Annotated in this window: 19 protein-coding genes; 9 read left to right on the forward strand and 10 right to left on the reverse strand. The window is 65.8% G+C overall.

What is annotated here, in order from left to right:
• Positions 1 to 38: 38 nt before the first annotated feature.
• Positions 39 to 1,571, reverse strand: a complete 1,533-nt coding sequence (locus tag H0B43_RS33340; RefSeq protein ID WP_185729700.1) for an ABC transporter substrate-binding protein — start codon at positions 1,569 to 1,571, stop codon at positions 39 to 41.
• A gap of 897 nt (positions 1,572 to 2,468) precedes the next feature.
• A complete protein-coding gene (locus H0B43_RS33345; protein ID WP_185724054.1) occupies positions 2,469 to 3,038 on the reverse strand; it encodes a TetR/AcrR family transcriptional regulator in 570 nt (189 codons plus the stop codon).
• Positions 3,039 to 3,194: 156 nt separating this feature from the next.
• Between H0B43_RS33345 and H0B43_RS33350 the strand changes: the two genes are divergently transcribed.
• On the forward strand, positions 3,195 to 4,388 hold the full coding sequence (locus H0B43_RS33350) for a GDSL-type esterase/lipase family protein (RefSeq protein ID WP_185724053.1): 1,194 nt from the start codon (positions 3,195 to 3,197) through the stop codon (positions 4,386 to 4,388).
• A 68-nt stretch (positions 4,389 to 4,456) separates the two neighbouring features.
• On the opposite strand, the gene H0B43_RS33355 is transcribed toward H0B43_RS33350, so the two are convergent.
• Together H0B43_RS33355 and H0B43_RS33360 are read right to left on the reverse strand one after the other, a co-directional pair.
• On the reverse strand, positions 4,457 to 5,101 hold the full coding sequence (locus H0B43_RS33355) for a TetR/AcrR family transcriptional regulator (RefSeq protein ID WP_185724052.1): 645 nt from the start codon (positions 5,099 to 5,101) through the stop codon (positions 4,457 to 4,459).
• The gene (locus H0B43_RS33360; RefSeq protein ID WP_185724051.1) at positions 5,098 to 6,573 is read right to left on the reverse strand and encodes an MFS transporter; all 1,476 of its coding nucleotides are present in this window, start codon (positions 6,571 to 6,573) and stop codon (positions 5,098 to 5,100) included. The genes H0B43_RS33355 and H0B43_RS33360 overlap by 4 nt, the downstream gene beginning before the upstream one ends.
• 950 nt (positions 6,574 to 7,523) lie before the next feature.
• Between H0B43_RS33360 and H0B43_RS33365 the strand changes: the two genes are divergently transcribed.
• The 4 genes from H0B43_RS33365 to H0B43_RS33380 all read left to right on the forward strand — a co-directional run bounded on the left by H0B43_RS33365 (position 7,524) and on the right by H0B43_RS33380 (position 11,205).
• Positions 7,524 to 7,982: a helix-turn-helix domain-containing protein gene (locus H0B43_RS33365; protein WP_397517428.1), complete on the forward strand. Its 459-nt coding sequence runs from the start codon at positions 7,524 to 7,526 to the stop codon at positions 7,980 to 7,982.
• A gap of 17 nt (positions 7,983 to 7,999) precedes the next feature.
• Positions 8,000 to 9,190 (forward strand): PIN domain-containing protein, encoded by a 1,191-nt coding sequence (locus H0B43_RS33370; protein WP_185724049.1) that lies wholly within the window; start codon positions 8,000 to 8,002, stop codon positions 9,188 to 9,190.
• Between the two features lie 404 nt (positions 9,191 to 9,594).
• Positions 9,595 to 10,830 (forward strand): epoxide hydrolase family protein, encoded by a 1,236-nt coding sequence (locus tag H0B43_RS33375; RefSeq protein ID WP_185724048.1) that lies wholly within the window; start codon positions 9,595 to 9,597, stop codon positions 10,828 to 10,830.
• Between the two features lie 6 nt (positions 10,831 to 10,836).
• Entirely contained in the window at positions 10,837 to 11,205 is a 369-nt protein-coding gene (locus H0B43_RS33380) for a hypothetical protein (RefSeq protein ID WP_185730154.1), read from the forward strand.
• Positions 11,206 to 11,236: 31 nt separating this feature from the next.
• On the opposite strand, the gene H0B43_RS33385 is transcribed toward H0B43_RS33380, so the two are convergent.
• The 3 genes from H0B43_RS33385 to H0B43_RS33395 form a co-directional block, all read right to left on the reverse strand.
• Positions 11,237 to 12,895 (reverse strand): long-chain-fatty-acid--CoA ligase, encoded by a 1,659-nt coding sequence (locus tag H0B43_RS33385; protein WP_185724047.1) that lies wholly within the window; start codon positions 12,893 to 12,895, stop codon positions 11,237 to 11,239.
• A gap of 90 nt (positions 12,896 to 12,985) precedes the next feature.
• Positions 12,986 to 14,500, reverse strand: a complete 1,515-nt coding sequence (locus H0B43_RS33390; protein WP_185724046.1) for an aldehyde dehydrogenase family protein — start codon at positions 14,498 to 14,500, stop codon at positions 12,986 to 12,988.
• Positions 14,500 to 16,128, reverse strand: a complete 1,629-nt coding sequence (locus H0B43_RS33395; RefSeq protein ID WP_185724045.1) for a GMC family oxidoreductase — start codon at positions 16,126 to 16,128, stop codon at positions 14,500 to 14,502. The genes H0B43_RS33390 and H0B43_RS33395 overlap by 1 nt, the downstream gene beginning before the upstream one ends.
• A gap of 126 nt (positions 16,129 to 16,254) precedes the next feature.
• On the opposite strand from H0B43_RS33395, the gene H0B43_RS33400 reads away from it, so the two are divergent.
• Positions 16,255 to 17,532, forward strand: coding sequence for a CdaR family transcriptional regulator (locus H0B43_RS33400; protein ID WP_185724044.1), 1,278 nt, complete (start codon positions 16,255 to 16,257; stop codon positions 17,530 to 17,532).
• Positions 17,533 to 17,562: 30 nt separating this feature from the next.
• On the opposite strand, the gene H0B43_RS33405 is transcribed toward H0B43_RS33400, so the two are convergent.
• Positions 17,563 to 17,850: a helix-turn-helix domain-containing protein gene (locus tag H0B43_RS33405; RefSeq protein WP_185724043.1), complete on the reverse strand. Its 288-nt coding sequence runs from the start codon at positions 17,848 to 17,850 to the stop codon at positions 17,563 to 17,565.
• Positions 17,851 to 17,881: 31 nt separating this feature from the next.
• On the reverse strand, positions 17,882 to 18,154 hold the full coding sequence (locus H0B43_RS33410; protein ID WP_185950091.1) for a hypothetical protein: 273 nt from the start codon (positions 18,152 to 18,154) through the stop codon (positions 17,882 to 17,884).
• Positions 18,155 to 18,828: 674 nt separating this feature from the next.
• On the opposite strand from H0B43_RS33410, the gene H0B43_RS33415 reads away from it, so the two are divergent.
• The 3 genes from H0B43_RS33415 to H0B43_RS33425 all read left to right on the forward strand — a co-directional run bounded on the left by H0B43_RS33415 (position 18,829) and on the right by H0B43_RS33425 (position 21,734).
• Positions 18,829 to 20,250: an APC family permease gene (locus H0B43_RS33415; RefSeq protein WP_185724041.1), complete on the forward strand. Its 1,422-nt coding sequence runs from the start codon at positions 18,829 to 18,831 to the stop codon at positions 20,248 to 20,250.
• A gap of 45 nt (positions 20,251 to 20,295) precedes the next feature.
• Positions 20,296 to 20,979 (forward strand): MspA family porin, encoded by a 684-nt coding sequence (locus H0B43_RS33420; protein WP_185724040.1) that lies wholly within the window; start codon positions 20,296 to 20,298, stop codon positions 20,977 to 20,979.
• A gap of 71 nt (positions 20,980 to 21,050) precedes the next feature.
• Positions 21,051 to 21,734 carry an MspA family porin gene (locus tag H0B43_RS33425; RefSeq protein ID WP_185724039.1) on the forward strand — a complete coding sequence of 228 codons (684 nt, stop codon included), beginning with the start codon at positions 21,051 to 21,053 and terminating at the stop codon, positions 21,732 to 21,734.
• A 115-nt stretch (positions 21,735 to 21,849) separates the two neighbouring features.
• On the opposite strand, the gene H0B43_RS33430 is transcribed toward H0B43_RS33425, so the two are convergent.
• Positions 21,850 to 25,077 (reverse strand): protein kinase domain-containing protein, encoded by a 3,228-nt coding sequence (locus H0B43_RS33430; protein ID WP_185724038.1) that lies wholly within the window; start codon positions 25,075 to 25,077, stop codon positions 21,850 to 21,852.
• Between the last annotated feature and the right edge of the window lie 214 nt (positions 25,078 to 25,291).

Consider the following 25,291-nt stretch of genomic DNA (forward strand, 5'->3'; position numbering starts at 1 on the left):
GCGCTCGGCTTACGTCAGGGAATCCTGGGCGGCGGGGCTCACGATTGGTCAGCGGGCCGGTTCTTCTCGATGTCGGAGTACATCGGGATGCCCTTCCAGTCGATGGTCACGTTCGAGACGTTCTCCGACCAGCCGCTGGCGGCGTTGCGATACCACATCGGGACGGCGGGCAGATCGCGCAGCAGAACCTCCTGTGCCTGATTCAACAGGTCCTGCGCCTTCTGCGGGTCGGACGCGCCCGCGGAGGCGCGTAGCAGCCGATCGAATTCGGGGTTCGAGTAGTCGCCGTCGTTGGAACTGCCGCCGGTCTGGTAGTTCTGCGCGAGGAAACCGTACTGCTGCGGGTAGTCGCCCTGCCATCCCGAACGGAATGCGCTGGGGATGGTCCGGTTGGTGGCCTCGGTGCGGATCTGCGCGAACGTGGGGTACTCCTTGCCCTTCGCGTCGATACCGAGCGTGTTGCGAATGTTGTTGGCGGTGGCGTCCACCCATTCCTTGTGCCCGCCGTCGCCGTTGTACGCGATCTCGAAACTGCCCGACCACGGGGCGATGGCGTCGGCCTGCGCCCACAGCCGCTTCGCCGCCTCCGGGTCGTACTTCAGGTTGCCGTTGCCGGCCAGCGAATCCGACCAGCCCTCGATCGCGGGACTGGTGAAGTCGAGGGCCGGGGTGCGGGTGTTGTTGTAGATCTGCCGGGTGATCTGGTCGCGGTTGATCGACATGGAGATGGCCTGGCGGCGCAGCGTGCCCTCCTCGCCGCTGAAGTGCGGCAGACGGCCCGGGATCGTGAACGTCTCGATGGTCGCGGACGGCTGGTTCACGGTGCGGCCCGGCAGGTCGGTCTCGAACGTGGTGACCGCGCTCGGCGGCACCTGATCGAGGACGTCGACGTTGCCCGCGAGCAGATCCGTGTAGGCGGTGTCGAGGCTGTTGTACATGACGAAGTCGACGCCGGCGTTCTTCGGTTTGCGGTTGCCGGTGTAGTCGGGGTTCGCGACCGTGTCGATCCGGACGTTGTGCTGCCAGGCACCGGGGCCGGACATCATGTACGGGCCGTTGCCGACCGGATTTTTCCCGAACGCGGCCATGTCCTTGTACGCCACCGCCTCGGGTTGCTTGAGTTCGATGGTGAACGTGGAGTCGTCGACCACCTTCAGGCCCGACATGGTTTGCGCCGTCGGGTTCTCGGCCGCCACCTCGTCGTAGCCCTGGATCGGGTCGAAGAAGGATGCCTGGATCTGTGCGTTCGTCGACAACGCGCCGTAGTTCCAGGCGTCGACGAAGGAGGCGGCGGTGACCGGGGTGCCGTCGGTGAACGTCCAGCCGTCCTTCAGCTTCACGGTGAAGTTCTTGCCGTCGGTGGTCTCGATGGACTCGGCGACCTCGTTCTCGACCCCGCCGTCGGCGTTGTAGGAAACGAGACCCGCGAACACGGAATCGACGACGCGGCCACCCCAGCTCTCACTGGTGTCGGTGGGAACCAACGGGTTCTGCGGCTCACCGGCCCATGCGTTCACGACACCGCTGCTGTCCCCGCCGGGCGAGTTTCCGGGCGAGCAGGCGGACAGCATCGCTGCCGCCAGGCCCACCACCACCACCACCGCTGCGGCAGCCCTGCGTGCGATGTACACGAGGATCCTCCCGACCGATTTTCCAGACCGAACCGGTCCCGCAATACCGATTCGGTCGATCACTGGGTTGACGGCGAGCCATCCTCTCAAACATGCGCGTGCCGTCGGAAACACAGACGCCACGGCGATGCCTGAGCGAAAGGCCGGTGGCGGTACCGCGCGCTCATCTGTGCGCGCCCCGGTGCACCCCTCGGCCATCGCAACCAATAGTGGAAGGGCAACGCCCGTCCGTCCACTGAAACTCCGACGTCGAAGTTGATTTCCGCGATCGCGGAACGTCGGACCGCGGTCGACGATGCCCGCCGTAACCCTCCATCCCGGTCGTCGGGGGCACCGGTGAGAAGCTCTCCATGAACGATTGCTGCGGAGCGAACCCGCCGTGTCGTCGAGGATGTCCGACGGCTCTCGAGGTGGATGCGCGTCCGGCGGGGTTGCGGCGAGCATCCGTCGTGGGCGGCGTGTGCCGGGCTCAGCGGGCGATGGTCGGGTGCCGTAGAACTCGGTCGCGGCGACAGTTCCTCGGACGCAGAGTTCGACGGAGACCACGGTGATCGCTGTGGATCACCTGGAGGGCCCGGTCGGTGGGCGCGGACGACGGCCCGAATCGCGGGGGCATCCGGGCGGATGTAGGTGGGGGCTTGATTGCATTACGGGGTGAGCGCATTGTGCACCAGCACGTCGATGCCGCCCCACGCCGCGGGGATCTGCTCGATCAAGCTCTGGACAGCTGCCGGCTCACGCGCGTCCGCGAGTTGAGTGAACCCACGGGTCGTGATTCGGGTAGACGGCGACGGACCGGTTGCCCTGAATCCCTGCCTGGGACAGATCCGGCATCGACTAGTGAGTAGGCCAGTTGGTCAGCATGGAGTCGAGTGCATCGAGAATTCTGGGCCAGCTGTCCTCGCTGTCCGGTGGGCTGTGGCTGAAGGCTCCGACCGATTCGAGGCTGGCATAGCCATGGAAGACGCTGCCCAGCAATCGAACTGCGTGAGTCTGATCCAGGTCGGTAAGGCCGTAGCCTCGCAGAATTGCGCGCATCATCTGTGAATGGCGTCTGCCTGCGCTCGCGGCCGCAGTCTCCGGATCGAGTTGCATCTGGGACGCGGCGTACCGGCCGGGGTGCGCTCTCGCGTAGCTGCGGTAGACGTTCGCGAAGGCGATCAGGGCGTCATGGCCGGAACGGCCGGCCACAGCGTCCGCGGCCTGCTCTGCCATTTCCTCGAGGGCGAGAAGAGCAATCCTGGTCTTGAGGTCCTGGGTGCTCTTCAGGTGGGAGTACAGGCTTGCGGCCTTGACGTCGAATTGCCGGGCGACTGCGGACACTGTCACCTGCTCGAAGCCGACTTCGTCCGCCAGTTCGGCCCCTGCCTGGGTGAGGCGTTCCGGGGTGAGCCCTGCACGTGCCATGTCCGACCTGCTCCATCCGACCGATAGTGATCCATTTGCCTATATAGTATAGGCAAATTACTATCATCTATAGTCACGTTGTCGTGATGCCCGAACGTCGCTGTCGCCGGCACCACGGCGGCTGCGGCACCCACAAACCACGTACAGGTGAAACCCATGCACACCCAGAACAGCTGGATCACCACTGCCCGCACCGAGGATCTTCTGTTCGGCGCTCTCGAGCTCGAGCGCACCGAGCGCGGCATAGTCCCGCACCGCCTTCCGGCCCGCGCCCGCGCGCAATGCGCCGACAGTCAACTGACGATGGCGGAAGCACAGCCCTCAGGCGTGCGGCTGGTTTTCCGCACTCGCGCAACGACTATCGAACTCGACACGCTGCCCACCAAATTGATCTACAACGGGGCTCCGCCGCGACCTCACGGGGTGTACGACCTGCTCGTCGACGGTCGACTGGTCGGTCAGGCCAGCGCGCCGGGTGGCGATACGGTGACCATCGATATGGCGACGGGGACCGCGCAGAGGCAGACGGGACCCGTCAGCACTGTCCGTTTCACGGATCTGTCCGACCTCGTCAAGACCGTGCAGATCTGGCTGCCACACAATGAGTGCACCGAACTCGTCGGCTTGCGCACCGACGCAGAGATCGAGGCTGCGCCGGACGAGGGTCGCCGCGTGTGGCTGCATCACGGCAGCTCGATCAGTCATGGCTCCGGTGCCGCCGGTCCCTCCACCACCTGGCCGGCACTAGCCGCCGCCCGTGGGGGTGTGGAACTGATCAATCTCGGGTTGGGCGGCAGCGCCCTGCTGGACCCGTTCACCGCCCGCGCGCTACGCGACACCCCCGCCGACCTGATCAGCGTCAAAATCGGCATCAATCTGGTCAATACCGACGTGATGCGCTTGCGTGCGTTCGGCCCGGCCGTGCATGGCTTCCTCGACACCATCCGGGAAGGCCATCCCACCACGCCGCTGTTGATCGTCTCGCCGATTCATTGCCCTATTCACGAGGACACTCCGGGACCCGGCGCCTTCGACTTCGATGCGCTCGGCAGGGGAGAGCTGCGATTCGTGGCTACGGGAGATCCCGCCGAGCGCGCTGCGGGAAAGTTGACGCTCCGAACCATCCGGGACGAGTTGGCTCGAATCGTGGCGCAGCGGGCGATGGACGACCCCCATCTGCACTACCTCGACGGATGCGATCTGTACGGCGAAGCCGACCACGTCGATCTGCCGTTACCCGATCAACTCCACCCCGACGCCGCCACCCACCGCGTCATCGGGGAACGCTTCGCCGACCGAGCCTTCACGGCCGACGGGGCCTTCGCGGACCCGGGCGCCGTCACGGCCTGAACCGAGGCTTCGTCGTCGGAGCCCGGGATCGCACCGGCATCGTCCCGCCTCGGTTCGTCGGCCGGTCTCTACTGTGCCCGGAAGCGGTCCATGATCTCGGTGATGTGGTGGGCGCTCATCGGGTCCGCGTCGAGATCGTCCGCGCCGGGCCGAAGTCCCGCGATCATGATGGCCATGATCCGACGCCACCCCGTGTCGGTGACGCCACGCGTTGTCGTGACGACGCCCCGAACGGACCAGAAGATGAGATCGAGGTCGGCGTCGGTGGCATCCTCACGGATGCGGCCGTGCTGTTTGGCTCGGGCCAAGAGTTCGAACAGGATCCGTCGATACTCGTCCCGCAAGTTCGTGGTCTCGTCGTCGTTCCACATTCGAGACAGGCATCCCCGGTTCGATGCGAGGATGGCACCGGTGCCGTAGAGCACCTGCTCGAGGCCTTCACCGTTCGGCGCGGAAGACGCCTCGTTGGCGAGCGCCACGAAGTCGTAGAACACTTGTCGGACTAGCTCGCTGACCAGTGCGTCCTTGGTGGGGAACCGTCGGTAGAGGGTCCCGATCCCGACGCCGGCAACCCGGGCGATCTCGTCGACGCCCGCATCGATCCCGCGGGTGCTGAACACGGTTGCTGCCGCGTCGAGTAGCCGTTGCCGATTCTCCGCGGCGTCGCGGCGCAGTACCTTGCCGCCAGCCTGAGTGTTCGCGTCGGACTTCATTCGGATTTGTCGCCCACCAGTGTGCCGCCCGCGACCATCGCGAGTTCCGGGTGCCGCAGCCCGATCGACGCTTCGAGATGCGTGGCCTGGTCCCGTTTCATCGCCGGGATGAACAGGGCCGCGACCGCGCCGAGGCCGACTGCGACGCCGAGCATGAGGAATCCGTGCGTGTAGCCGGATTCCTGCGGAACCCCCGTGGGGGAGGCTCCGGAGGTGACGACGCTGGCCATGAACGCGGCGCCCAGCGCGCCGCCGATCGTGCGGATGTTGGCGTTCATACCGCTCGCGACGCCGGTTTGTTCCGGTGACACGGCGCCGACGACGACATTCGACATTGCCGAGAATGCCAGGCCGAAACCGATCCCGACCAACGACATGGCGAGGTAGATATCTATCTCGGTCTGATGTAGAAACGCCACCACGAAGTACCCGATCGCACTCACGAGGGACCCCGCGATCAAAAGGTTCTTCGAACCCAGTCGAGCCGCGAGGCGGCCGGAGGCGAGTCCGAGAAGGAACATTCCCGCGCTCACGGGAAGCAGCATCAGTCCCGACTCGGTGACCGACGCACCGAAGCCGTATCCGGCGGACGTGGGTGTCTGCAGGAACTGCGGGAGGAAACCGAATGCTGCGTACATGCCGACCCCCATCAGCAGCGCCAGCAGGTTGGCGGCCCAGACGCTTCGGATGCGCATCATCGTCATGTCGATCAGCGGATTGGCGGATCGCGATTCGGCGACCACCCAGGTCGCCACCAGCACGGCCGCCGCCACCAGCAGCCCGACGACGATCGGTGAACCCCACCCCCACGTCGGGGCCTGGCTCACGCCGAGCAGTAGCGCGACGAGCCACCCGGACAACAGCAGCGCGGTGAGCCAGTTTATTTTTCCGGCAGTTCGGACGCGGGACTCGGGGACCAGGATCTGCGCGGCCACCCCTGCCAGGACGACCATGATCATCGGGATCCAGAAGAGCCAGTGATAGCTCAGAACGGCAACGATGGGACCGGCAAGGACGATGCCGAGACCCGCGCCGACCGCGGTGAGGGCGGCGATGATTCCCACGGCGCCGACCACCTTGTCCTCGGGAAACTCGTCCCGGATGATGCCGAACGCCAAGGGCAGCACCCCGCCTCCGATGCCCTGGATCACCCTGGCCGCGATCATCACCGACAGCGAGGTGGCGAGGGCTGCGAGTAGCGATCCTGCCGCCAATGCGACGAGCGCGACGACGAACACACGCTTCTTCCCATGCATGTCACCGAGTCGTCCCATGACCGGCGTAAAAATCGACGCCGACAACAGGTAGGCAGTCAACACCCAGGTGATGTCGCTCTGCGTCGTGCCCAGCCCCGACTCGAGGGTGGGCAGCACCGGCATGACCAGTGACTGCAGGAGGGCAAAGGCGCCGACGCCGAGCGTGAGCACGGCAAAGGTCAGCTGATGGTGCGTCCGCGTCGAGGCGGTTTCCATGAATACTCCCAACAAAGCGGAGCGTTCACTCCGCTTGCTGAGAAATCTATCATTCGAAGCGCCGTGATTTCTCCATCGCGCCACTTTCCTCGGAGAACGCTCTGCGCTCTTGGCAATTGAGAGAGTGGGCCTGAGCGTGCCCGCCGCCATCAATACCATCGGGTCGGACTAGCAGACGGGTGGCCAGTCGCCTCCGCGCATCACGCGACCGGTGTGTGATTTTCGTCGCGAGTATCGCTGTACGGGTCGTCGCCTCGCGGTGCGATGCCGGTGGGGGATCGGCCGGGTGCCAGTGAGCTACGGTCGAACGCAGAGTCATCGTCGCGGCCGAAGCGACGACCGCCACCTCGGCCGGGCACTGCACGACATCGTTCGCACTCGGTGGCGGATGTGTCCTCGCACCCGCGCCTGATTCACGTCGCACCCGCGGCAATTCCGATGCTGACATTCGCCGCCCTCGCGAGCGTTACACCGCACGAGTAATTACCCGAGCCTGAACGCCTGCATCGCCCATTGGCACGAATCGAAGCGTCAATGGGATCAAGTGTTTTGGTCATCGCCTTGCTGTCGCGCCGAGCCAACTCGGCGTACCGGTACCTGGCTCGCGATCGTCATCGGTGACGGACGGTATGCCCGGCTGATGCTCCTCGACCCGAAAGTGGACGATTGGTCGAGGCACAGGCTGGCGCGACCCTGGCCGTTCGGCGACGTGAGGGTAGGGCATCGACCGGGGGCGTTGGTTGCGCTGAGCATCTCGTTCCGAGTGTTCGTGTTATCGAGGGCAACTCCAATTCACCTATCGGGCAGAATGTTTCGAATCAGGTTCGAAGTCGGCGTAACGGGGGCCTCAGCAGCCGATCGTCACACTCGGCCGAGCCTGAGTTCGTCAACCGTACCGTCGCTGCGCCTCGCCGCATTGCGTGTTCGTTTTTTTCGTTTTACGGTGGGGTATGGGTGCTCTGATGAACCACACGGTGTTGCCGCCCATCGTCGCCGACCGGGATCTTCTCGCCGAGCTGAAATCCGTTCTCGCTGGTGCTGGAGAGGTGTCGATCTCGACCCCGGACAGGTCGGCGCCGTTGCCGGACAGCGTCCGAGGTTTGCTCGTCGACGCGGTCACGGCCCTGGATCGGGGGCAGGCGGTGAGGGTGGAGACCCTTCGCACGGTGCTGACGACGCAGGAGGCCGCGGAACTGTTGGGCATCACGCGGCCGACCCTCGTGCGGTTGCTGGAGGCGGGGAAGATTCCGTATACCTCGCCCGGCCGGCACCGGCGGGTGGAGTTGGCGGACGTGCTCGAATTCCAGAGGCGCGAGCGCGCGCGCCGGGGCCAGGTGCTCGAGGAGATGGCTCGCGAGGAGACGCCGGATCCCGGTGACGCCGCTGACGGCTTCGTCTCGACCCGCTGATCTGGGGCGGGTGACCGATGACGACCTCCCGGGTGGTTCTCGACGCGTGCGTCATGCTTCCCCAGACCCTGAACAGCCTGCTGCTGACGCTCGCCGATGCCGACTTGTTCCGACCGGTCTGGACGCCGGATCTGCTCGACGAGGTCGAGCGCAACCTGTCCGACGAGGGTTCTGTGCAGCCGTCGCAGCAAGCGGCGCAGCGGGTACAGCAGATGCGCAGAGCGTTTCCCCTCGCGGAGGACGAATCACACGGATACCGCGCGCTGATCCCCGCGATGATCAACGATCCGAAGAGCCGGCACGTCCTGGCCGCGGCGGTGCGCTCCGGAGCGGCATTGATAGTGACCGCAACCCTGCCGGATTTCCCTCCGTCGGCCCTCGAGCCGTTCGACGTCGAGGCAATCCACCCCGACGAATTCCTCTGTGATCAACTCGATCTCGACCCGGACGCGGTGGTCGAGTGCATTCACGTGCTGATCACCCGCAACGCTCGCCCGCCGCGCACGGTAGGGGAGTTGCTCGCGTCACTCGAGCAACTGACGCCGCGGTTCGTCGACGCCGCCCGCGCCCTACTCGTCGCCCGGGGTGAGGATCCCGGCGCTGGTGCGGTGCCGTCGGCGTCCTCCCTTCCGGAGTTGACCGACGAGCAGATCAGCGCCTTGCCGCCCGAGATGCAGGAGGCGTACCTCGAGCTTCGTGCGATGGATCCGGCGGAATTGTTGCGGTTCCTCGGGCATACGAAGCTGGTGAGCGCGGCGTGGGCGTTCCTGACGTCGGTCTGCGTGGACGGAGACCTGCTGTCCGTGTGGCCGACTGTGGATCCCGACTTCCGGGCCGTACTCGCATGGCGGTGGGTGCAAGACAACCACTATCAGATGACCGTCGACGGTTGGGATGGTGAGGCAGTCGCCGAGGATCTCGCCGTGCCGGTGCCGGACCATCCCCTATGGGTGCATTTCGAGCGCGTGCACGTGCGGTCGTTCCGTGCGATGCTGCCGGATCCTGCGACGTGGGGTATCGGTACCGGAACCAGAATCGTCGCTCCCGGTGTGGAGGTGCTCTATGTGCACGAGATGTCGACGCTCGACGGCGGCGTGTGGGAGCCGAACGTTCCTCGGCCTGTGTTTCCGATCCTGATGCATCTCGTCGACGATCGGTGGCTGGTGCGGAACCTGGGGTCCGAGGAGGACCCGGCCGCCCGCGCCTGACTCCCTCGCACACGGACCTCGCCCTATCTGGGACGCATATGATCTCAGCTTCATCGCCGGTGCAACCTGCGGTAGTCCCACCCGCGGGGTGGATCCGAGCTTGGCAGGCAGCCATCGTAGGTCAATACCCCGACCGACGACGCCCGGCCACGTTGGTTGCTGCTCCGTCCCTTACGGCTGAGTCCCGCCGGTCGCGCTGACGGCCGCGACGCCGATCCACAGCATGGTTGGGGAGCGATCCAGAAAGGTGCAGTGATGATCGGTGTCGTGTTCGATCTTCCGGCAGGTATCGGTGACGTGAGATTCTGGCCGTGGACGTGGTGGAACTCTTTCGCGGTCTGGTGGAATCAGTTCTAGAGCCCGCCCGGAGGCACCGCTTTCCTCACTCTGTAAGGAGCCACGCCGTGACCATCCCGCACGCCTTCGCCCTGGAGCCCACTCCAATCCATGTGTCCGACGAGGTCCTCGATGACCTGCACGTCCGTCTCACTCTGACCCGTCCGCCGCTGGATGAGGGGAATGGGGACTGGTCCTATGGCGTCCCGGACAGCTATCTCCGTGAGCTGGTCGCCCACTGGCGGGACGGCTACGACTGGCGCAAGGCCGAGGCTGCCATCAACTCCTACCAGCATTACCAGGTGAGTGTCGCCGGAGTTCCGGTGCACTTCCTGCGCAAGCCCGGCCGCGGCCCCCGTCCGATCCCGTTGATCCTCACCCACGGCTGGCCGTGGACGTTCTGGCACTGGTCGAAGGTGATCGACCCGCTCACCGATCCGGCCGCGTTCGGTGGTGACCCCGCCGACGCGTTCGACGTCATCGTGCCCTCCCTGCCCGGCTTCGGATTCCCCGGCCCGCTCACCGGATTTTCGGACGTCAACTTCTGGAAGGTCTCCGACCTCTGGCACATCCTGATGACCGAGGTCCTGGGATACGAGAAGTACGCAGCCGGGGGCTGCGACATCGGCGGGATCGTCTCCAGCCAGCTCGGCCACAAGTACGCCGACGAGTTGTACGGCATTCACATCGGCTCCGGGCTGCCGCTCGACTTCTTCAACGGCCCCCGCGCCTGGGACTTTGCCCGGAACCGGCCCCTCACCGACGACCAGCCCGCCGACGTCCGCGCCCGCGTCATCGAGCTGGACCACCGCTCGGCGTCCCACCTCGTCGTTCACATGCTCGATGGCGCCACCCTCGCCCACGGGCTGAGCGACTCGCCCGCGGGACTGCTCGCCTGGCTGCTGGAGCGCTGGAATGCGTGGAGCGACAACGGCGGTGACGTCGAGACCGTCTTCACCAAGGACGATCTGCTCACCCACGCCACGATCTACTGGGTGAACAACTCCATCGCCACGTCGATGCGTTATTATGCCAACGCCAACCGCTACCCCTGGGCCCCCGCCCACCACCGCACTCCGGCTGTGCAGGCCCCGGTCGGCCTCACCTTCGTCACGTACGAGAATCCGCCCGGCATCCATACCGCCGACGAACGTGTCCAGGCGTTCAAGACCGGCCCGCAGGCCAATTGGTTCAACCACGTCAACGTGAACGCCCACGACCACGGCGGTCACTTCATCCCCTGGGAGAACCCCGACGCCTGGGTGAGCGACCTGCGCCGCACCTTCCACGGCCGCAGGTCCTGAACGACCATGTGGGCTCGCGCCCCGGCGGCGTCGGGGCGGGGCTGGCGGATTTCGTCGGGTGTGTCCGCGGGTGTGCTGTTGGGATTCTTCTGCTATCTGCCGGCGGTGAACCGATGGCAGCACTACGGGGATGTGCCGCAGCCGCGGGTGTATCCGCACGAATCGTTCACCTCTCTCGGTTCCGATCCGCCGCCGGTGGGGTATTGGGTGAGCTGGGCGGGACCGGTGGTGTTTGTGGTGGCGTGCGGGTTGATGACGATTCCGTGGCGGGCTGCCCGGCAGTTCGCCCTGCCGTTGGTGGGCGCGTTCGTGCCGATGGCGGCGTTGGTGGCGTGGATCTTCATCGGGATGGAGCTGTTCTTCACCCCCGACTGAACCCGCTGTCGTCGGCGGCCTCACCCTTCGGTTATCCGGCTTTGGTGTAGATGTCGGCGTGTGCGGCGCGCATCACCTTCTTGTCCAGTTTGCCGACGCTGGTGCGAGGCAGGGCGTCGAGGTAGAGGACGGTGTCGGGCAGTTGCCACCTGGCGAACGAACCGGCGAGCAGGGCGTGTATCTCTTCGATCGGCAGCTGCTCTCCGTTGGTGGTGACGACGAGCGCGACGGGGCGTTCCTGCCATTTGGGGTGTTCGACGCCGATCACGGCTGCCTCGGCGACCCTCGGGTGCGCGAGAAGGGCGTTCTCCATGTCGATCGAGGAAATCCATTCCCCGCCACTCTTGATCACGTCCTTCAGGCGGTCTGTCAGCTTGAGGTATCCGTTGGGTGCGATGGTGCCGATGTCGCCGCTGCGCCAGTATCCGTCGAGGAAGTGGTCGGTGGCGTCGAGCTCGTGATAGCGCACGGTGATCCACGGCCCGCGCAGCAGCACCTCACCCTGGCTCTTGCCGTCGTGCGGAAGGTCGTTGCCGTCTGCGTCGACGATGCGGATGTCCACCCCGTTGACCGGTAGGCCTTGGCAACGTTTGAGGTCCCACTTCTGCTCCTCGGAAACACGTTCTCGCAGAAAGGGCTCGGCGTTGACGGCGACTGTCGGGGTGGTTTCGGTGGCGCCGTATGCATGAATGACGTCCGCACCGGTGAGCTCGTAGAAACCGCGCATCAACGACAGCGCGGGCTCGGTGGCACCCGACAGCAGCCGCACCCGTCGGAAGTCCGGTTTCACAGCGAGTGTCTCGATGTGATCGAGCATCGGCTGGAAGATGGCCGGGGCACCGTTGGCCACGGTGACGTCTTCGGCGATCATGGCGTCGATCAACACCGGGGTGTCCTCGGCCAGGTAGCGGCCGGGCAAGACGATCTTTGCGGCGCTGTAGACCGCCGACTGGGGTAGACCCCAACATTGGCCATGGAACATCGGGGTGATCAACATGACGGTGTCGTTGCTGCGGATACCGAGGTTCGCGGCCTGCGCCATCGTGTGCAGGTAGATGCCGCGATGGGAGTAGTAGACACCTTTGGGTGTGCCAGTGGTACCGGTGGTGTAGCAGGCGCTGTAGGCGGAGGTCTCGGCAATGACGGGCCAGTCGAAGTGGTCGGGGGCCGCGGCGACCATGTCCTCGAAGTGGTGGACGTCGACCAGGGTGGTGGCGATCTGCGACATCGGTTTGTCCGACATCACCACCCACGCACGGATGTTCGGTGCGAACGGTGCCAGCGCCTCTGCGATCGGAAGAAGGCTCTCGTCGACCAGGACGACACTGGCCTCGCTGTGCGAGGTGACGTAGCCGAGGTCTTCCGAGGCCAGCCGCAGGTTCATTTGCAGCATCACCGCACCGGTGCCCGGGATGGCCCAGTAGAGTTCGAAGTGCCGCTTGCTGTTCCAGTCGAGGACGCCCACGACGTCGCCCGCGCCGACGCCGAGCGCGGTCAACACGTTGGCGGTCCGCTGCATCCTGGTGTACGCCTCGCCGTAGGTGTAGTGGTCCCAGCCGCCCTCCGGGGTACGGAACACGATTTGCTGTTGCGGGTAGGTCCGGGCGGAGTGCCGGATCAGGGTGGTGGTGTTGAGTTGGTAGTCGTCGCCGTGGGTCGACGGCCGCCCCTCGATTATGTCGTGCGTCATGTCGTACTCCTGCAGATTGATGCGAGGTCGGATGGTGAAGGTTGCGGTGGCCGCACGCGGGTTTCCCGGCGGGACCGGTCCGGCTGTCGGTCATCGTCCCCAGAGCATCACCATGAGGCGGTCGAACAGGCGTGATCGGCGCGCGTTGTTCGGGAACATGGTCGGTTCGCGAGTGAGCGCGAATCGCGTGGTCAGGATCGTATGGGTGTCACAGTATTTGCGGATTCCGTCTTTCCCGTGTCGTCCACTGCCGAACCCGGACCGACCGGCGCCGGCGAAGGGTGCCTCTTGGGCGAGAAAGCTCATGATCGCATCGTTGATCCAGGTGTTGCCCGCGACCATTCGCCGTGCGAGGTGGTTTGCCTTTGAGATATTGCGACTGAAAATGGTCGATCCCAGCCCGTAGACGGTGTCATTGGCGAGGCGAACGGCTTCCTCTTCGTCGCGCACCTTCATGATCGGCAGGATCGGACCGAACGTTTCTTCTTGCATTACCTTCATCGTGTGGTCGACGTCGACGAGAACGGTCGGCTGGAAGAACCTGCCGGCGCCCGGTTCGCGTTCGCCGCCGACGAGAACGCGCGCGCCCTTGGCAGTTGCATCGCCGATGTGACTCTCGATGATGTCGAGTTGCGGTGCGAAGGTGATTGCGCCGACGTCCGTCGAGCCGAAATCCCCGGGTGCGCCGATCCGCAGTCGCGCGACCTTCTCGGTTACCTTGGTCACGAACTCGTCGTATACCGGTGCTTCGACGTAGACGCGTTCGATGCCCATACAGATCTGGCCGGCGTTGCGGATCGACCACTCCACGGCCACGTTCGCGGCACGCTCGAGGTTCGCATCGGCCAGGACGATCATCGGGTCCTTGCCGCCCAGTTCCAGCGACGACGGAATGAGCCGCTCGCCGCAGCGGGTGGCGATCCGGCGTCCGGTGCGGGTGGAACCGGTGAACTGGATCATGTCGGCACAGTCGACGAGCGCGGCGCCCGTATCGCCGGCGCCGGTGGCGACCTGGAGGACACCCGTCGGGAACCCGACCTCGGCCGCGCCGCGAACCACCTGCTCGACGGCAAGCGGCGCAACCTCGCTCGGCTTGAGAATCACCGTGTTGCCGGCCATCAGCGCCGGGAGCGCGTCACCGACCGACGCGGTGAGCGGATAGTTCCACGGCGCGATGACACCGACCACTCCGTGCGGGCGGTACCGGACGACGACCTTCTTTCCGAGCACGAACGGAGAGTGGGTGCGGATTTTCTCCTCCGCGAGGTATTTTCCAGCGTTCTTGGCCCAGAAGCCCATCGAGTCGGCGAGGTAGAACAGTTCGGCCAGCAGCGCATCCTCGCGGGTCTTGCCGTTCTCGGCCACAATGGTGTCGATGAGCGCGGCGCGGTTGGCGACGAACCAGGATCGCAGTTTGCGCGCCAACTCGGCGCGACGATGGAATCCGATTTTCGCCCAGGCGGGTTGGGCGGCACGCGCACGGACTACCAGTTCGGCCACGTGGTCGGCGGTCATGTCCTCGATGTGGCCGATCACCCGACCGGTAGCCGGATTCTCGATCGCAATGGTCGCGGCCGTGTCACGGCTCTGCAGCGGTATCGTCATCACGTAGCTCCGGACCCGGCGGCGGTGACCTCGGATGCAGACGTCGCGACGGTTGTGCCGACGAAATCTGCGCAACGCTCACCGATCATGATTGCCGGTGCGTTGGTATTGCCGCGGATGAGGGTGGGCATGACCGACGTATCGGCCACCCGCAGGCCATCGACACCGTGGACACGCAGCTGCGGATCGACGACCCCGTCGTCGGGGGTACCGATACGCGCGGTGCAGGCGGGGTGATAGGTGTGCTGAACCGAGGTACGGATCCAGGCCTCCACCTCTTCGCGCGTTCGCACATCACGGCCCGGGGTGATTTCGGTGCCCAGGACCGCGCGGGCGGGTCCGGTCGCGGCGATGTCGCGAGCGAGGTCGACGGCGTCGATCATCTCGTCCATCTCCGCGCGGGTAGAGAGCATGTTGTACGTGACTCGGGGTTTGCGTGTCGGGTCGTTCGATCGGATCCGCACCGTGCCCCGGCTGCGCGGCGCGATGTAGGACATCGCGATCGTCGCCGCGGGCACGTCCCACGCCATCTGGCCGTGATCGTAGAAGTATCCGGGGGCGAAGAGGCACTGGAAATTGGGTGCCGGCATGGCGGCATCGGTGCGAACGTGGGCGGCGGCCTCGGCGACGTTGCTCGTGAGTTTGCCGCGCCGGCGTAACAGCCACTCCAACAGGTACTTCGGCTTCTTCGCGTCTGCGATGCCGATGTGGCCGTCGGTCAGTTCGTAGGTGGTGTAGACGAGTGGGTGCTCCATCAGGTTCTCGCCCACGGCCGGCAAGTCGACGACAGGCTTCACCCCCACCGAGCGAAGGAAGTCAGCTGGGCCGATGCCCGAATGCTGGAGCAGCGCAGGGGTGTTGAATGCTCCACCGGACACGATGATCTCGGCGCGGGCGTTGATTCGCTCCGTATTGCCGTTCCGGTCGGAGGTCTCGACGGCGACCGCTCGGCCCCGCTCGACGATGATCCGGGTGACGAGAGAGTCGGTGCGAACTTCCAGATTGCGCCGCCGCGCGATCGGTGCAAGGTATGCCTCGGCGCTGCCGAAGCGCATGCCACGATGCTGGGTGACCTGCACCCGTCCCGTCCCGTCCTGTCTTTCACCGTTGAAGTCGTTGTTGCGCTCGATCCCCAGGGCAGCCGCGGCCTCGACGAGTGCCAGGCTGACCGGGTCCGGGTCGGGAATGCGGGTGACCTTCAGTGCGCCCGCGGTGCCATGATAGGTGCCACCGAATTCGTCATTCGATTCGAAGCGCTTGAAGATCGGGAGCACGTCCGCATACGACCAACCGGTGGCGCCGTTCTCGGCCCAGGAGTCGTAGTCGAGCCTGTTGCCGCGGAGGTAGATCATCGCGTTCATCTCACTCGATCCGCCGACCATCTTCCCGCGCGGAGAGAACAGACGGCGCCCGTTGAGGTGCGGTTCGGGCTCGGTCCAATAGTCCCAGTCGAGCTTTCCGTGAAACTGCTGGGAGAATGCGGCAGGCGCCTTCACCTCGAGCCGGCGATTGCCGCCGCCGGCTTCGATGAGCAGTACCCGCGCGGTTTTCCTCTCACTCAGCCGAGCGGCTACCGCGCACCCCGCCGAACCGGCGCCGATCACGATGTAGTCCGTCTCATGTGACATGAATCTCTCCTTCGTTGGTAAAATCGAAGGTACTGACGCCGCATCCGGCGACCAATGGTTCGCACGCCAACAGATCCCGGCCGTGTTGTACTCCAGCACAAAGAAGGACGGTCTAGACTCGGCGACATGGCCGGCGCGGCACAATCCGGGTCCCGGGATCGGTACGGCGAGCTCTCTGCAGAGGGTCGCCGCCTGGTGGCCGAGGTCGCCGCCGAGCTCGGTGACCACTTGGAATCGGCGCGAACGGCGGTCAATGCGCGCGTCCTGGTCGAATTGCCCGAGCTGGATCAGGCACCGCTGGAGCTGCGCGACGGTTTCGATCGCTCGACCAGTGCGCACATGGCCTTGCTCCGGGGGATGCTCGGCGCGTGGACCGATCCGAGCGCGGCGCCCGCGCCGAAGGAGGCCATCGACTGGGGTGTGGATCTCGCCCGTCACGGGATTCCGATCGAAACGCTGTTGCGCGCCTATCGGATCGGACACGGCGAATTCTGGCAGTTCTGGCTGAAATTGCTGTCGGCCCGGGTCGACGATCCCAACCTGCTGGCCGAGACGTCCGCCGCGACTTCGGACTACACGTTCCGGTACGTTGATGCAGCGCTCGTGCCGATCATCGATGAATACCTCCGGGAGCGAGAGCGTTTGGCGCGGCGAGCGCAGAGCCTGGGCGAAGCCGAACTACGGCGCGTGCTCCGCGGAGACGCCGTCGACATCGGTTTGGCGAGCGAGCGGATGCGGTATCGACTCGACCGCTGGCACATCGGGTTCATCGTGTGGTCCGACGCGGACGACGAGGTCGACGTCACGCCGCAACTCGACCGAGCCGGGGCCCGAGTCGCCGAAGTATTGCGAGGTACCGAATCATTGGTGGTGCCTGCGGGCCGCTCGGTGCTGTACGGGTGGGTCGGGTCGTCGCGACGCCGCGGCGGAACGACGGCGCATTCGGAGATCGACGGCATGCACGTCTGCGTGGGCTCACCGGGAAAGGGCATCGCCGGCTTCCGGCGCACCCACGATCAGGCCGGGCTGGCGCGGCGGGTGGCCCGACTGTCGACACCGGTTCCCGCGTACCTCGACTACCGCGACTGTGCGGTCGCGGCACTGCTGTGCGCGGACGTCGACCGCGCCCGCGAGTTCGTCTCCGAGGTCCTCGGCGAGACCCTCGAACGCGACGACGCGGACCGGCTACTCGAAACCGTGTCGGTCTACCAACACGAGGGATTGAGCCTCAGCCGTGCAGCCGAGCGGCTGCACGTGCACCGCAACACTGTCGCCTACCGGGTGCGCCGCGTGGTCGAGGCCAGCACCGAGAACGACGGCGGTTCACTGCATCTCCGGGCGGCAGTCGAACTGGCAAGGATCGTCGGACCCGTCGCAGACCGGGGGCACCGTCGGGAGGTATGACGGCGACATGCCCAGTCGCGCACGCGACAGCTAATCGTCCTCTTGTAGCTCGACGAGGGCGAGTGCGGTGTCCACCGCGATCGGATTCTCGGCCGAGGGGCGCGGTAGTAGTTCGTCGACTCGTGCGAGCCGTCGGTCGATCGTGTTCCGGTGTGTAAACAGCTTCTCGGACGCCTTCGAGGTATTGAACTGTTCAGCGATGAACACCCGCACCGTGTGGCGCAGCACGCGGTCGGCGCTCGCCAGCGCGCCGAGCGTGTCGGCGATGAAGAGCTGCGGTTCCGCGACATCGGACGTCAGCAGGGAGATCAGCTCCACGGTGCGGCGAACCGGTGAGCGCGTAGCCGAGCTACGCCTCTGCCCGATCACGGGCGATCGGAGCTCCCCGGAGCAGCAGCTGCACCGTGGCAAGACGTTGGATCAGCGGTCCGCGTGCGAGCTCGGTCCGCACTTCGCCGACATGGGCGGACACCGCAGCCCTCGAATCATCGAAATGGGCCGTGAGCGAGTTCGCTGAGATCTCGACCAGCTCTCGGAGATCGTCGCCGTTCTCCGTAGTGTCGAAACACCCCTTCAGCCACCAGTTCCACACGACGCGTTGCGATGCGGCGATGCGCGCCACGCATCGACGTCATCGGTGTCGACGCCGCGCAATACCAGGTCCCGCGTATACGCATGGAGGTCCGGGATGAGTGTCGGCTCGACCCGCTGCCCGGGTCGGTCGATATTGGCCACGAGCCAGTGGGCCGGCGTCGACTGGGTAAAGTGTCGATCCAGCTCGGCGTGCGCTGACCGGCCGCCCACGCCTCGTCGGCGACGTCGGCCACAGTCGACTGCATCCGCGTGGCGAGGCCCCGACAGATCGCATACCCGCGGAGGGGGCGTCGGCCCCAGCCGTCCAGATTCGTTCACCGTGTCTCCCTGGCCGTCGTCGGATCCGGAATGCGAGATCCGCCTCCAGGCGATTCTCCCGGGCGTTGCACTCTGCATCAGCAGGGCAGCGATGTAGGTGCAGATTGTCACTGGTCCACCGCGCTCCTGCCTGCGAGTGTTGCACATCACATCATCAACACTGCCTCCGTGACGCGTCCAGCGTCGCCCCGGCAGTCATTCACGTTGTCACGCACGGTTACCCGCTCAAAACGCGGTCATCTCGTGGGGCAAGACAGCGAAGCCTCGCAACCTACAGACAGGGAAGATTGACATGACCGGATGGACCTGGACCGCGGCGCCGTGCGTCGCTCCTCGAGGCCGGCTCCTGGCCGCGCGCACTCCTTCGGACGAGGGACGCCTCTGATGAGCAGCATCGAGTGTGAAGATTCCGCCGGGCACCTCGAAAGCGGCCATTTCGGCCGCGGCACACTGGTGTCGCTCTCACTGGCATCGTTCTTCCCGGCGGTCGGCATCGCCCTCGTTCCGACACTGGTCCTCACCGCGGTCGGAAACCCCACCGCGTGGCATGCGTCGCTCCTCGCCGCGATCTGCGTGATCCTGATCGGGCGAGCGATTATCGTGTTCGCGGGCCGATTCGTCGCGACAGGCTCGCTCTACTCCTACATATCCGAAGTCTTCGGGCCATGGGCGCGCTACCTGACCGGCGCCGCGATGGCGGGTGGGTTCGTCTGCGGGGTCGGCGGACTGGCGATGCTGGTCGGACGCTTCCTCGGCAGCTTCATACATGAACGCCAGGCCGACCCGACCGACCTGTCAGCACTCCACTTCCCCACCCAAAGTGTGATCTTCGCGCTCGCCTTCCTGATCGCAGCCGGAATCGCATATCGCGGCCTCGACAGCTCCGTGGTCGTCGTCGTCGGCCTGGCTGTGCTGTCCACCCCGCTGGTCGCCCTCATCACCCTCGCCAGTGTGCGACACACGGGCCTGCAACTCGCGATGCAGTTCGACTTCAGCCAGTTCAGCGTGGGGTCCACGCTGCGGGGCGTGGCCATCGGTGCCGCGTTCCTCATCGCCTTCGAGAGCTGCGCCGCGCTGGCAGCCGAGACCCGAGATCCTGAGCGCAACATCCCCGTGGCGGTGATGGCGGTACCGGTGGTATTGGGCGGCGTCTACACCCTTGCGACCATCTTGCAGGTTCCTGGTCTCCTGCAGGCCTCTGACCAGCTGGCCGCGGGGGTGTCGCCGCCGGCCGCGCTGGCCGTGCAGGCAGGCCTGGGACCGTCGGTTGCGGCAGCCACCGACCTCGTGCTCGCAGCCGCGTGCTTCTCCTCGCTCGTCGCCTTCGTCAACTACGGTGCCCGATTCGCACTTGCGTTCGCCGAGGACGGCCTGCTCCCTGCACCCCTGACGCGCATCCACCCGCGGTTCCACAGCCCGCACGTGGCCGTCGTGTCGCTCGCCCTCATATCTCTCGCGTTCATCTCGGCCGCGGTGCTCCTGGTCGGCGACGTGTCGGCCGCGTATGACGCACTTGCCACCCTGCTGGTGTACATCTGGGTGCTGCCGTACGTGCTGATCGCCGCGGGCGCGATCGTGCTGACGCGTCGGGCACGAGAGTTCCGCCCGGGCCTGTGGGTCGCCGCCGGCGTCGGCGGGGCCGCCATGGCGTGGACCTACGTCAACGGCTGGATCAATCCTCCGGCGGCTCAGTCGGATTCGATGACGTGGGTTGCCGCAATCGTGATCGCCGTCGTGCTGGTGCTGTTCGTTCTGTGCAGGGTTCTCCGACGGGGCGCGCAGCAGCACGAGCGCGTCGACGTGTGACCGCCGAAATCGCCGCCGCACCCCCGAAAAAGGAGTACTGAGAAAATGATCGTTCAACGCAAGTCCGGCCTGCGCCGTGGCGCCCGTATTGCAGGCCTGGGTGCTGCTGCGGCTGCCATCCTCGGTTTGATGTCTACTGGTGCGGCGAGCGCGGATACTTTCATCCCGCTGCCTGATGGTTCGAAGACCGGCCCGAATGTGACGTTGACGCGGACGGCGGAGAGTGCTCTGTCGTCGCCGTCGTTGGCTGCCAATGGCGCCGGTCGTGTGGCGTGGGTGTCGGGCACGGTGACGGCTGACGTCAACGGGCTCGAGGACGTCACCGACGTTCCGGACGCGAACAACACGACGAACAATGCGGGTACCTACAACGGTACGAATGCGTCGACCACGCATGGTGTTTCGCGGGTGTCGACCGGGTACATCGTGGGTTGCCAGGTGGACATCACGGGTCTGTCGGCGAACCCGTCGTTCAGTCTGGGTTTGGATTCGTTGTCGGCGAGTGCGGGTCTGACGGTTCCGTTGGCTTCGGGTGAGGTCAAGTACGTGCCGATTGCGGCGAAGGACATCAAGAAGGATGGCGTCTACGCGCTGCAGTACCAGGATTCGGAGCTGCAGGTGCAGAAGTGCGGCGGTTTCGCGCAGGCTCGGTCGTACTCGGTCGTGGAGATCGTGGGTAACGACTACTCGAAGACCGTTCTGTACGGTGCGCCGTTCAGCATCGGCTGATTTCGGTCTCTTTCGCTGTTCTTCCACCCACTTTCTCGCGTGTGCGAGGTTTCTATCCCTGAGAGGGAACAATGATCGTCAACCGTAAGAACGGTGTGCGTCTGGCCGCGGTCGGGGCCGCTGCTGCCGCGACCATGGGCTTCTTTTCCGTCGGTGCGGCGAACGCCGACACGTTCATTCCGCTGCCCGGTGGCAGCATCACGCAGACCCTCGCGGACGGCACCGTGGTGACGGTGAACCTGACCGGCGAGAGTGCGAACATTTCGCCGTCGATGGGGGCGACGCCGTTGCACCGCAACGTGTGGGTCTCCGGCAAGGCCGCCGTCGAGCTGCAGGGTGACGGTGTGCAGAGCGCGTACATCTATCCCGGCTACCTGCTGGCCTGCCAGGTCGACTTCGGTGCCGAGGCGGGCGCCGAGGGTGGGGCGGCGATGTCGTGGGCGGACATCGCGACCGGGTCGGTCGGGAATCCACTTGCCGGGGGGACAAGTGGCGGAATCACTCTCGGCCCCGGCCAGGCGATTCCGGTCGACATCCTGGACCAGGAATACGCCGACCCCTACGGTGGGGAGGCGCATTGGGGTGGCAACTACGTCGAGGGACCCACCGGTTCGGTCTCGTGGAGCGACTCCACCCTCGGCGTGAGCGGGTGCGCCGGCTACGCCCAGGCCCGGGCCTTCGTCAACGTCGAGGTCGAGACCGAGAACGTCACGAGCACCGTCACGCTGTGGGGCCAGCCCTTCAGCATCGGCTAAGGGCAGTTCGACAACTTCACGTGTCCGCGGTAACGGATCCAGTGCCGACGCAGAGTCGCCTGCTTTTAAGGCTGTGCGTCGGCACCTGTCTGGTGTGCCCTGCTGTCCACGGGCTCTACGACGGTCGTCGGCCTTCGGCGATCCAGGCCGCGACCTGCGCGCGTGAGGTGAATCCGAGTTTGGTGAGGATGTGTTCTACGTGTCCTTGTGCCGTGCGCTGGGAGATGACGAGACGGGCCGCAATGGCCTTGTTGGTCAGGCCTTCGGCAATCAGCTCTGCGACCTGCTGCTCGCGTTTGGTCAGGTGGACTGAACCCGGGGCTGTCGGGGTCGGTGCCGGAGGGGCCTCACCGAGTGCGTAGGAGACGGCGGCGGCGAGATCCATGGCCCTGCCGCGTTGCCGGGCCGCGTCGAAGGCGGGCGCAGTGAGCATCCGGCGGACAGTCCGTTCGCATTCCTCGTGATACACGAGTAGGTCGGGAACGAACACCGAAGGACTCCCGGCGACGCGACCGAGCGCCTCCGCTGCCCCCATCAGCGTGCCGGCACGCACCGGGTCACGGCCTCCGGCGATCCACGCGAACACCTCGACGCAATTCGCGCAGCCGACCGGGTCGTCGACGAGTCGCCCAAGCCGTAATCCGTCCTCGAGCAGTGCAAGTGCGCGACTGTGGGCATCCAGTCCGAATTGGGCGACTGCCATTGCCCACAACGCGTAGGACCGGTAGATGGACTCTCCCTGAGTTTCTGTGATCGCGAGAACTTCCTCGTGACATTCGAGCGCCCGGCGGGGTGCGGTGTCGAGCTGGTAGGCCAACCCGAGGAGAGTGAGACACTCGATCCTGACCGCGAGTTCGTTCTCCGCGTGACGGAATACGATCAGTGCCCGCTCGAAACAGGACGTCGCTCGTGTGAGGTCGCCGGTGAACAATCCGGCGATTCCGTCCGCGTGGTCGGCGATCGCACGCGCTGTCGGGTCGGCGCACTGCTCGGCGAGGGTGCGTGCCTGCTCGGCGAGCGCGGCACCTCTCTCATGATCACGCTGTTGTTCGGCCATGAGACAGTCGGCGTACAGCGCTCGGATGTAGGCGGTGGTCGGCCGTTCGGCAGGTCGGGAGAGAAAGTCGTCGAGCCAGCGCCTGGCCTCGCTGAGTAGGCCGCGTGTCGCCCAGAATTGCACCAAGGGGGTGACGATCTGCAGCCCGGCTTCGGTATTGCCCTCGGCGAGGCAGAAGTCCATCGCGTCTCGAAAGTTCGGCTGCTCAATGCGCAGTCGCGCGATCCAGTCGAGTTGTCGGGGGCCGATGAACTCGTTCTCGGCGGTGAGGGCCAGCTGTCGAAACCACTCGAGGTGTCGGCGCCGCAGGACGTGGTGGTCGTCGCCTTCCCGTGCCTTCTCCCGGCCGTAGGCGCGCAGGGTCTCGAGCAGTCGGAATCGGACCGTGCCGCTGTGGTCTTCGCGGATCAGGATCGATTTGTCGACCAGGGATGCGACTGCGTCCAGTACATCTGCCGGCTCCATGTTCTCGCCGCACACGAATTCTGCGGCATCGAGCTCGAAGCTGCCGGTGAACAGCGACAATCGGGCCCACATGCGTTGTTCGAGCGGGGTGCAGAGGTCGTAGCTCCAGTCGACGCACAGCCGCAGTGTCTGCTGGCGTGACGGCGCCCCCCGGCTCCCGCGCGTCAACAGCGCATAACGGTCGGAGAGCCTGTTCAGGATCTGTTCTGGTGACATCGCGCGCAACCGCGCCGCCGCGAGTTCGATCGGCAGAGGCAACCCGTCCAGTCGGTGACAGATGCGGGCAACCGCGGTCTTGTTGGCATCGGTCAACGCGAACGTCGAGACCGCGGCGGTGGCGCGTTCGGTGAACAGTGACACGGCGTCGTAGCGGGGGAGGCCCTGCAATGCCGGCTCGTGGTCGGGGTCGGGGACGGTGAGCGGGGGCACGCGCAGCGTTGCCTCTCCGGTGGTCCCCAATGGTTCGCGGCTTGTCGCAAGGATGCGCAGGTCGGGGTTCTGCTGCAGCAGGATCGTGGCGAGATCGGCGACGGCGCCCACCACTTGCTCACAGTTGTCCAATACCAATAGCACTTCGCGTGACGACAGAAAGTCCAGCACCGCCTCGTGCAGCGACCGGTCGGGCTGGTCTCGCACGCCGAGCGTCGCGGCCATTACGTCGACGAGTCGCGACGAGGTGGGGACCTCGTCGAGTTCGACGAGCCATGCGCCGTCGGCGAATTCGCGTTGGATGCTCGTCGCGACGCGCAGTGCGAGCCGGGTCTTCCCGACCCCGCCGATGCCGACGAGTGTGAGCAGTCGGGACGACGCCAACAGGCTCTTGGCTTCCGCGATTTCGTGCCTGCGGCCCACGAAGCTGGACAGGTCCAGGGGGAGGTTCCCCCTCATCCGGTTCGAGGGGTTCGGAGGAAGCCGCCCACGCGGTGTCGATTCTGGTTCCGATGTGTCGAGTCCACGGCGACGTTGGATGTCGCGCAGGGCGTCACTCACGGCCAGGGCGGAGGGGTGCCGGTCCTCGGGGCGAACGGACATTGCCCGCTCGATGACGGCTGCCACGTCCTCGGGAATGCCGTGCTCACGCAAATCCGGTGCGGGTTCGGTTGTGATGCGCATGAATTGGGCTACCAACTGTTCGCCGCTGCGTCGTTCGAACGCGGCGTGGCCGGTGAGCACGCAGAACAGGGTGGCCCCGAGTCCGTACACGTCGGAGGCGGGGCTCGGGGCGGCGCCGCCGAGCACCTCGGGTGCGGTGAACGCGGGCGAACCCGTGATGACGCCGGTTGCAGTCTGGAACCCGCCCGTGATGTGCGCGATGCCGAAATCCGTCAGCGCCGGTTCGCCGTAGTCGGTGAGGAGGACGTTGGCGGGTTTGACGTCACGGTGGATGATGCCCTGGCGATGCGTCGCTTCCAATGCGCCCGCCAGCTTCACTCCGAGCTGCAAGACGTCGTCCAGGGGCAACGGACCGTGCTGTCGGATGCGTGTGTCCAGGGAGCCCCGGGGGTGGTACGACATGACGATGTAAGGGGCGCCGCTGTCGGTGGCACCGACGTGGAGGACAGTGACGATGTTGGGGTGATCGGTGAGGCGACCCATCGCGCGCTGTTCACGAAGGAAGCGCTCGCGGTTCTCCACCGCGACACTGTCGGTGAGCACCTTCACGGCGACCGTGCGGTCGAGGGACACCTCCGTGCATCGGTACACCACGCCGAAACCCCCGCGCCCGATCTCCTGGGCGTTGTCGAACCCGTCAGCTCGCAGATCCGATGTGACGGAGGGGGTCAGGTCGCGCTGGGTCCCGGACGGATCGATATCGGCCATCGGCTGTTCGATTCATCCGGTCCGTGACGCGTTCGACGACTTCGGCACCATTACCCTCTCGGCGGCGTATTCCAGGATATCGCTCGCTGTTGTCGGTGGTGCGAGTTGAATGCTCGATCGCGGGGGACCGGCAGGCATCGAGGTGGCTGCATGAGCGGCACTGAGAATCCGGGCCGCGGTCGGCCCCGAACCGCTGGGACGCCTGATTTCGGCG

The sequence above is a fragment of the Rhodococcus sp. 4CII genome (assembly GCF_014256275.1).
GTDB classification, from domain to species: domain Bacteria; phylum Actinomycetota; class Actinomycetes; order Mycobacteriales; family Mycobacteriaceae; genus Rhodococcus_F; species Rhodococcus_F wratislaviensis_A.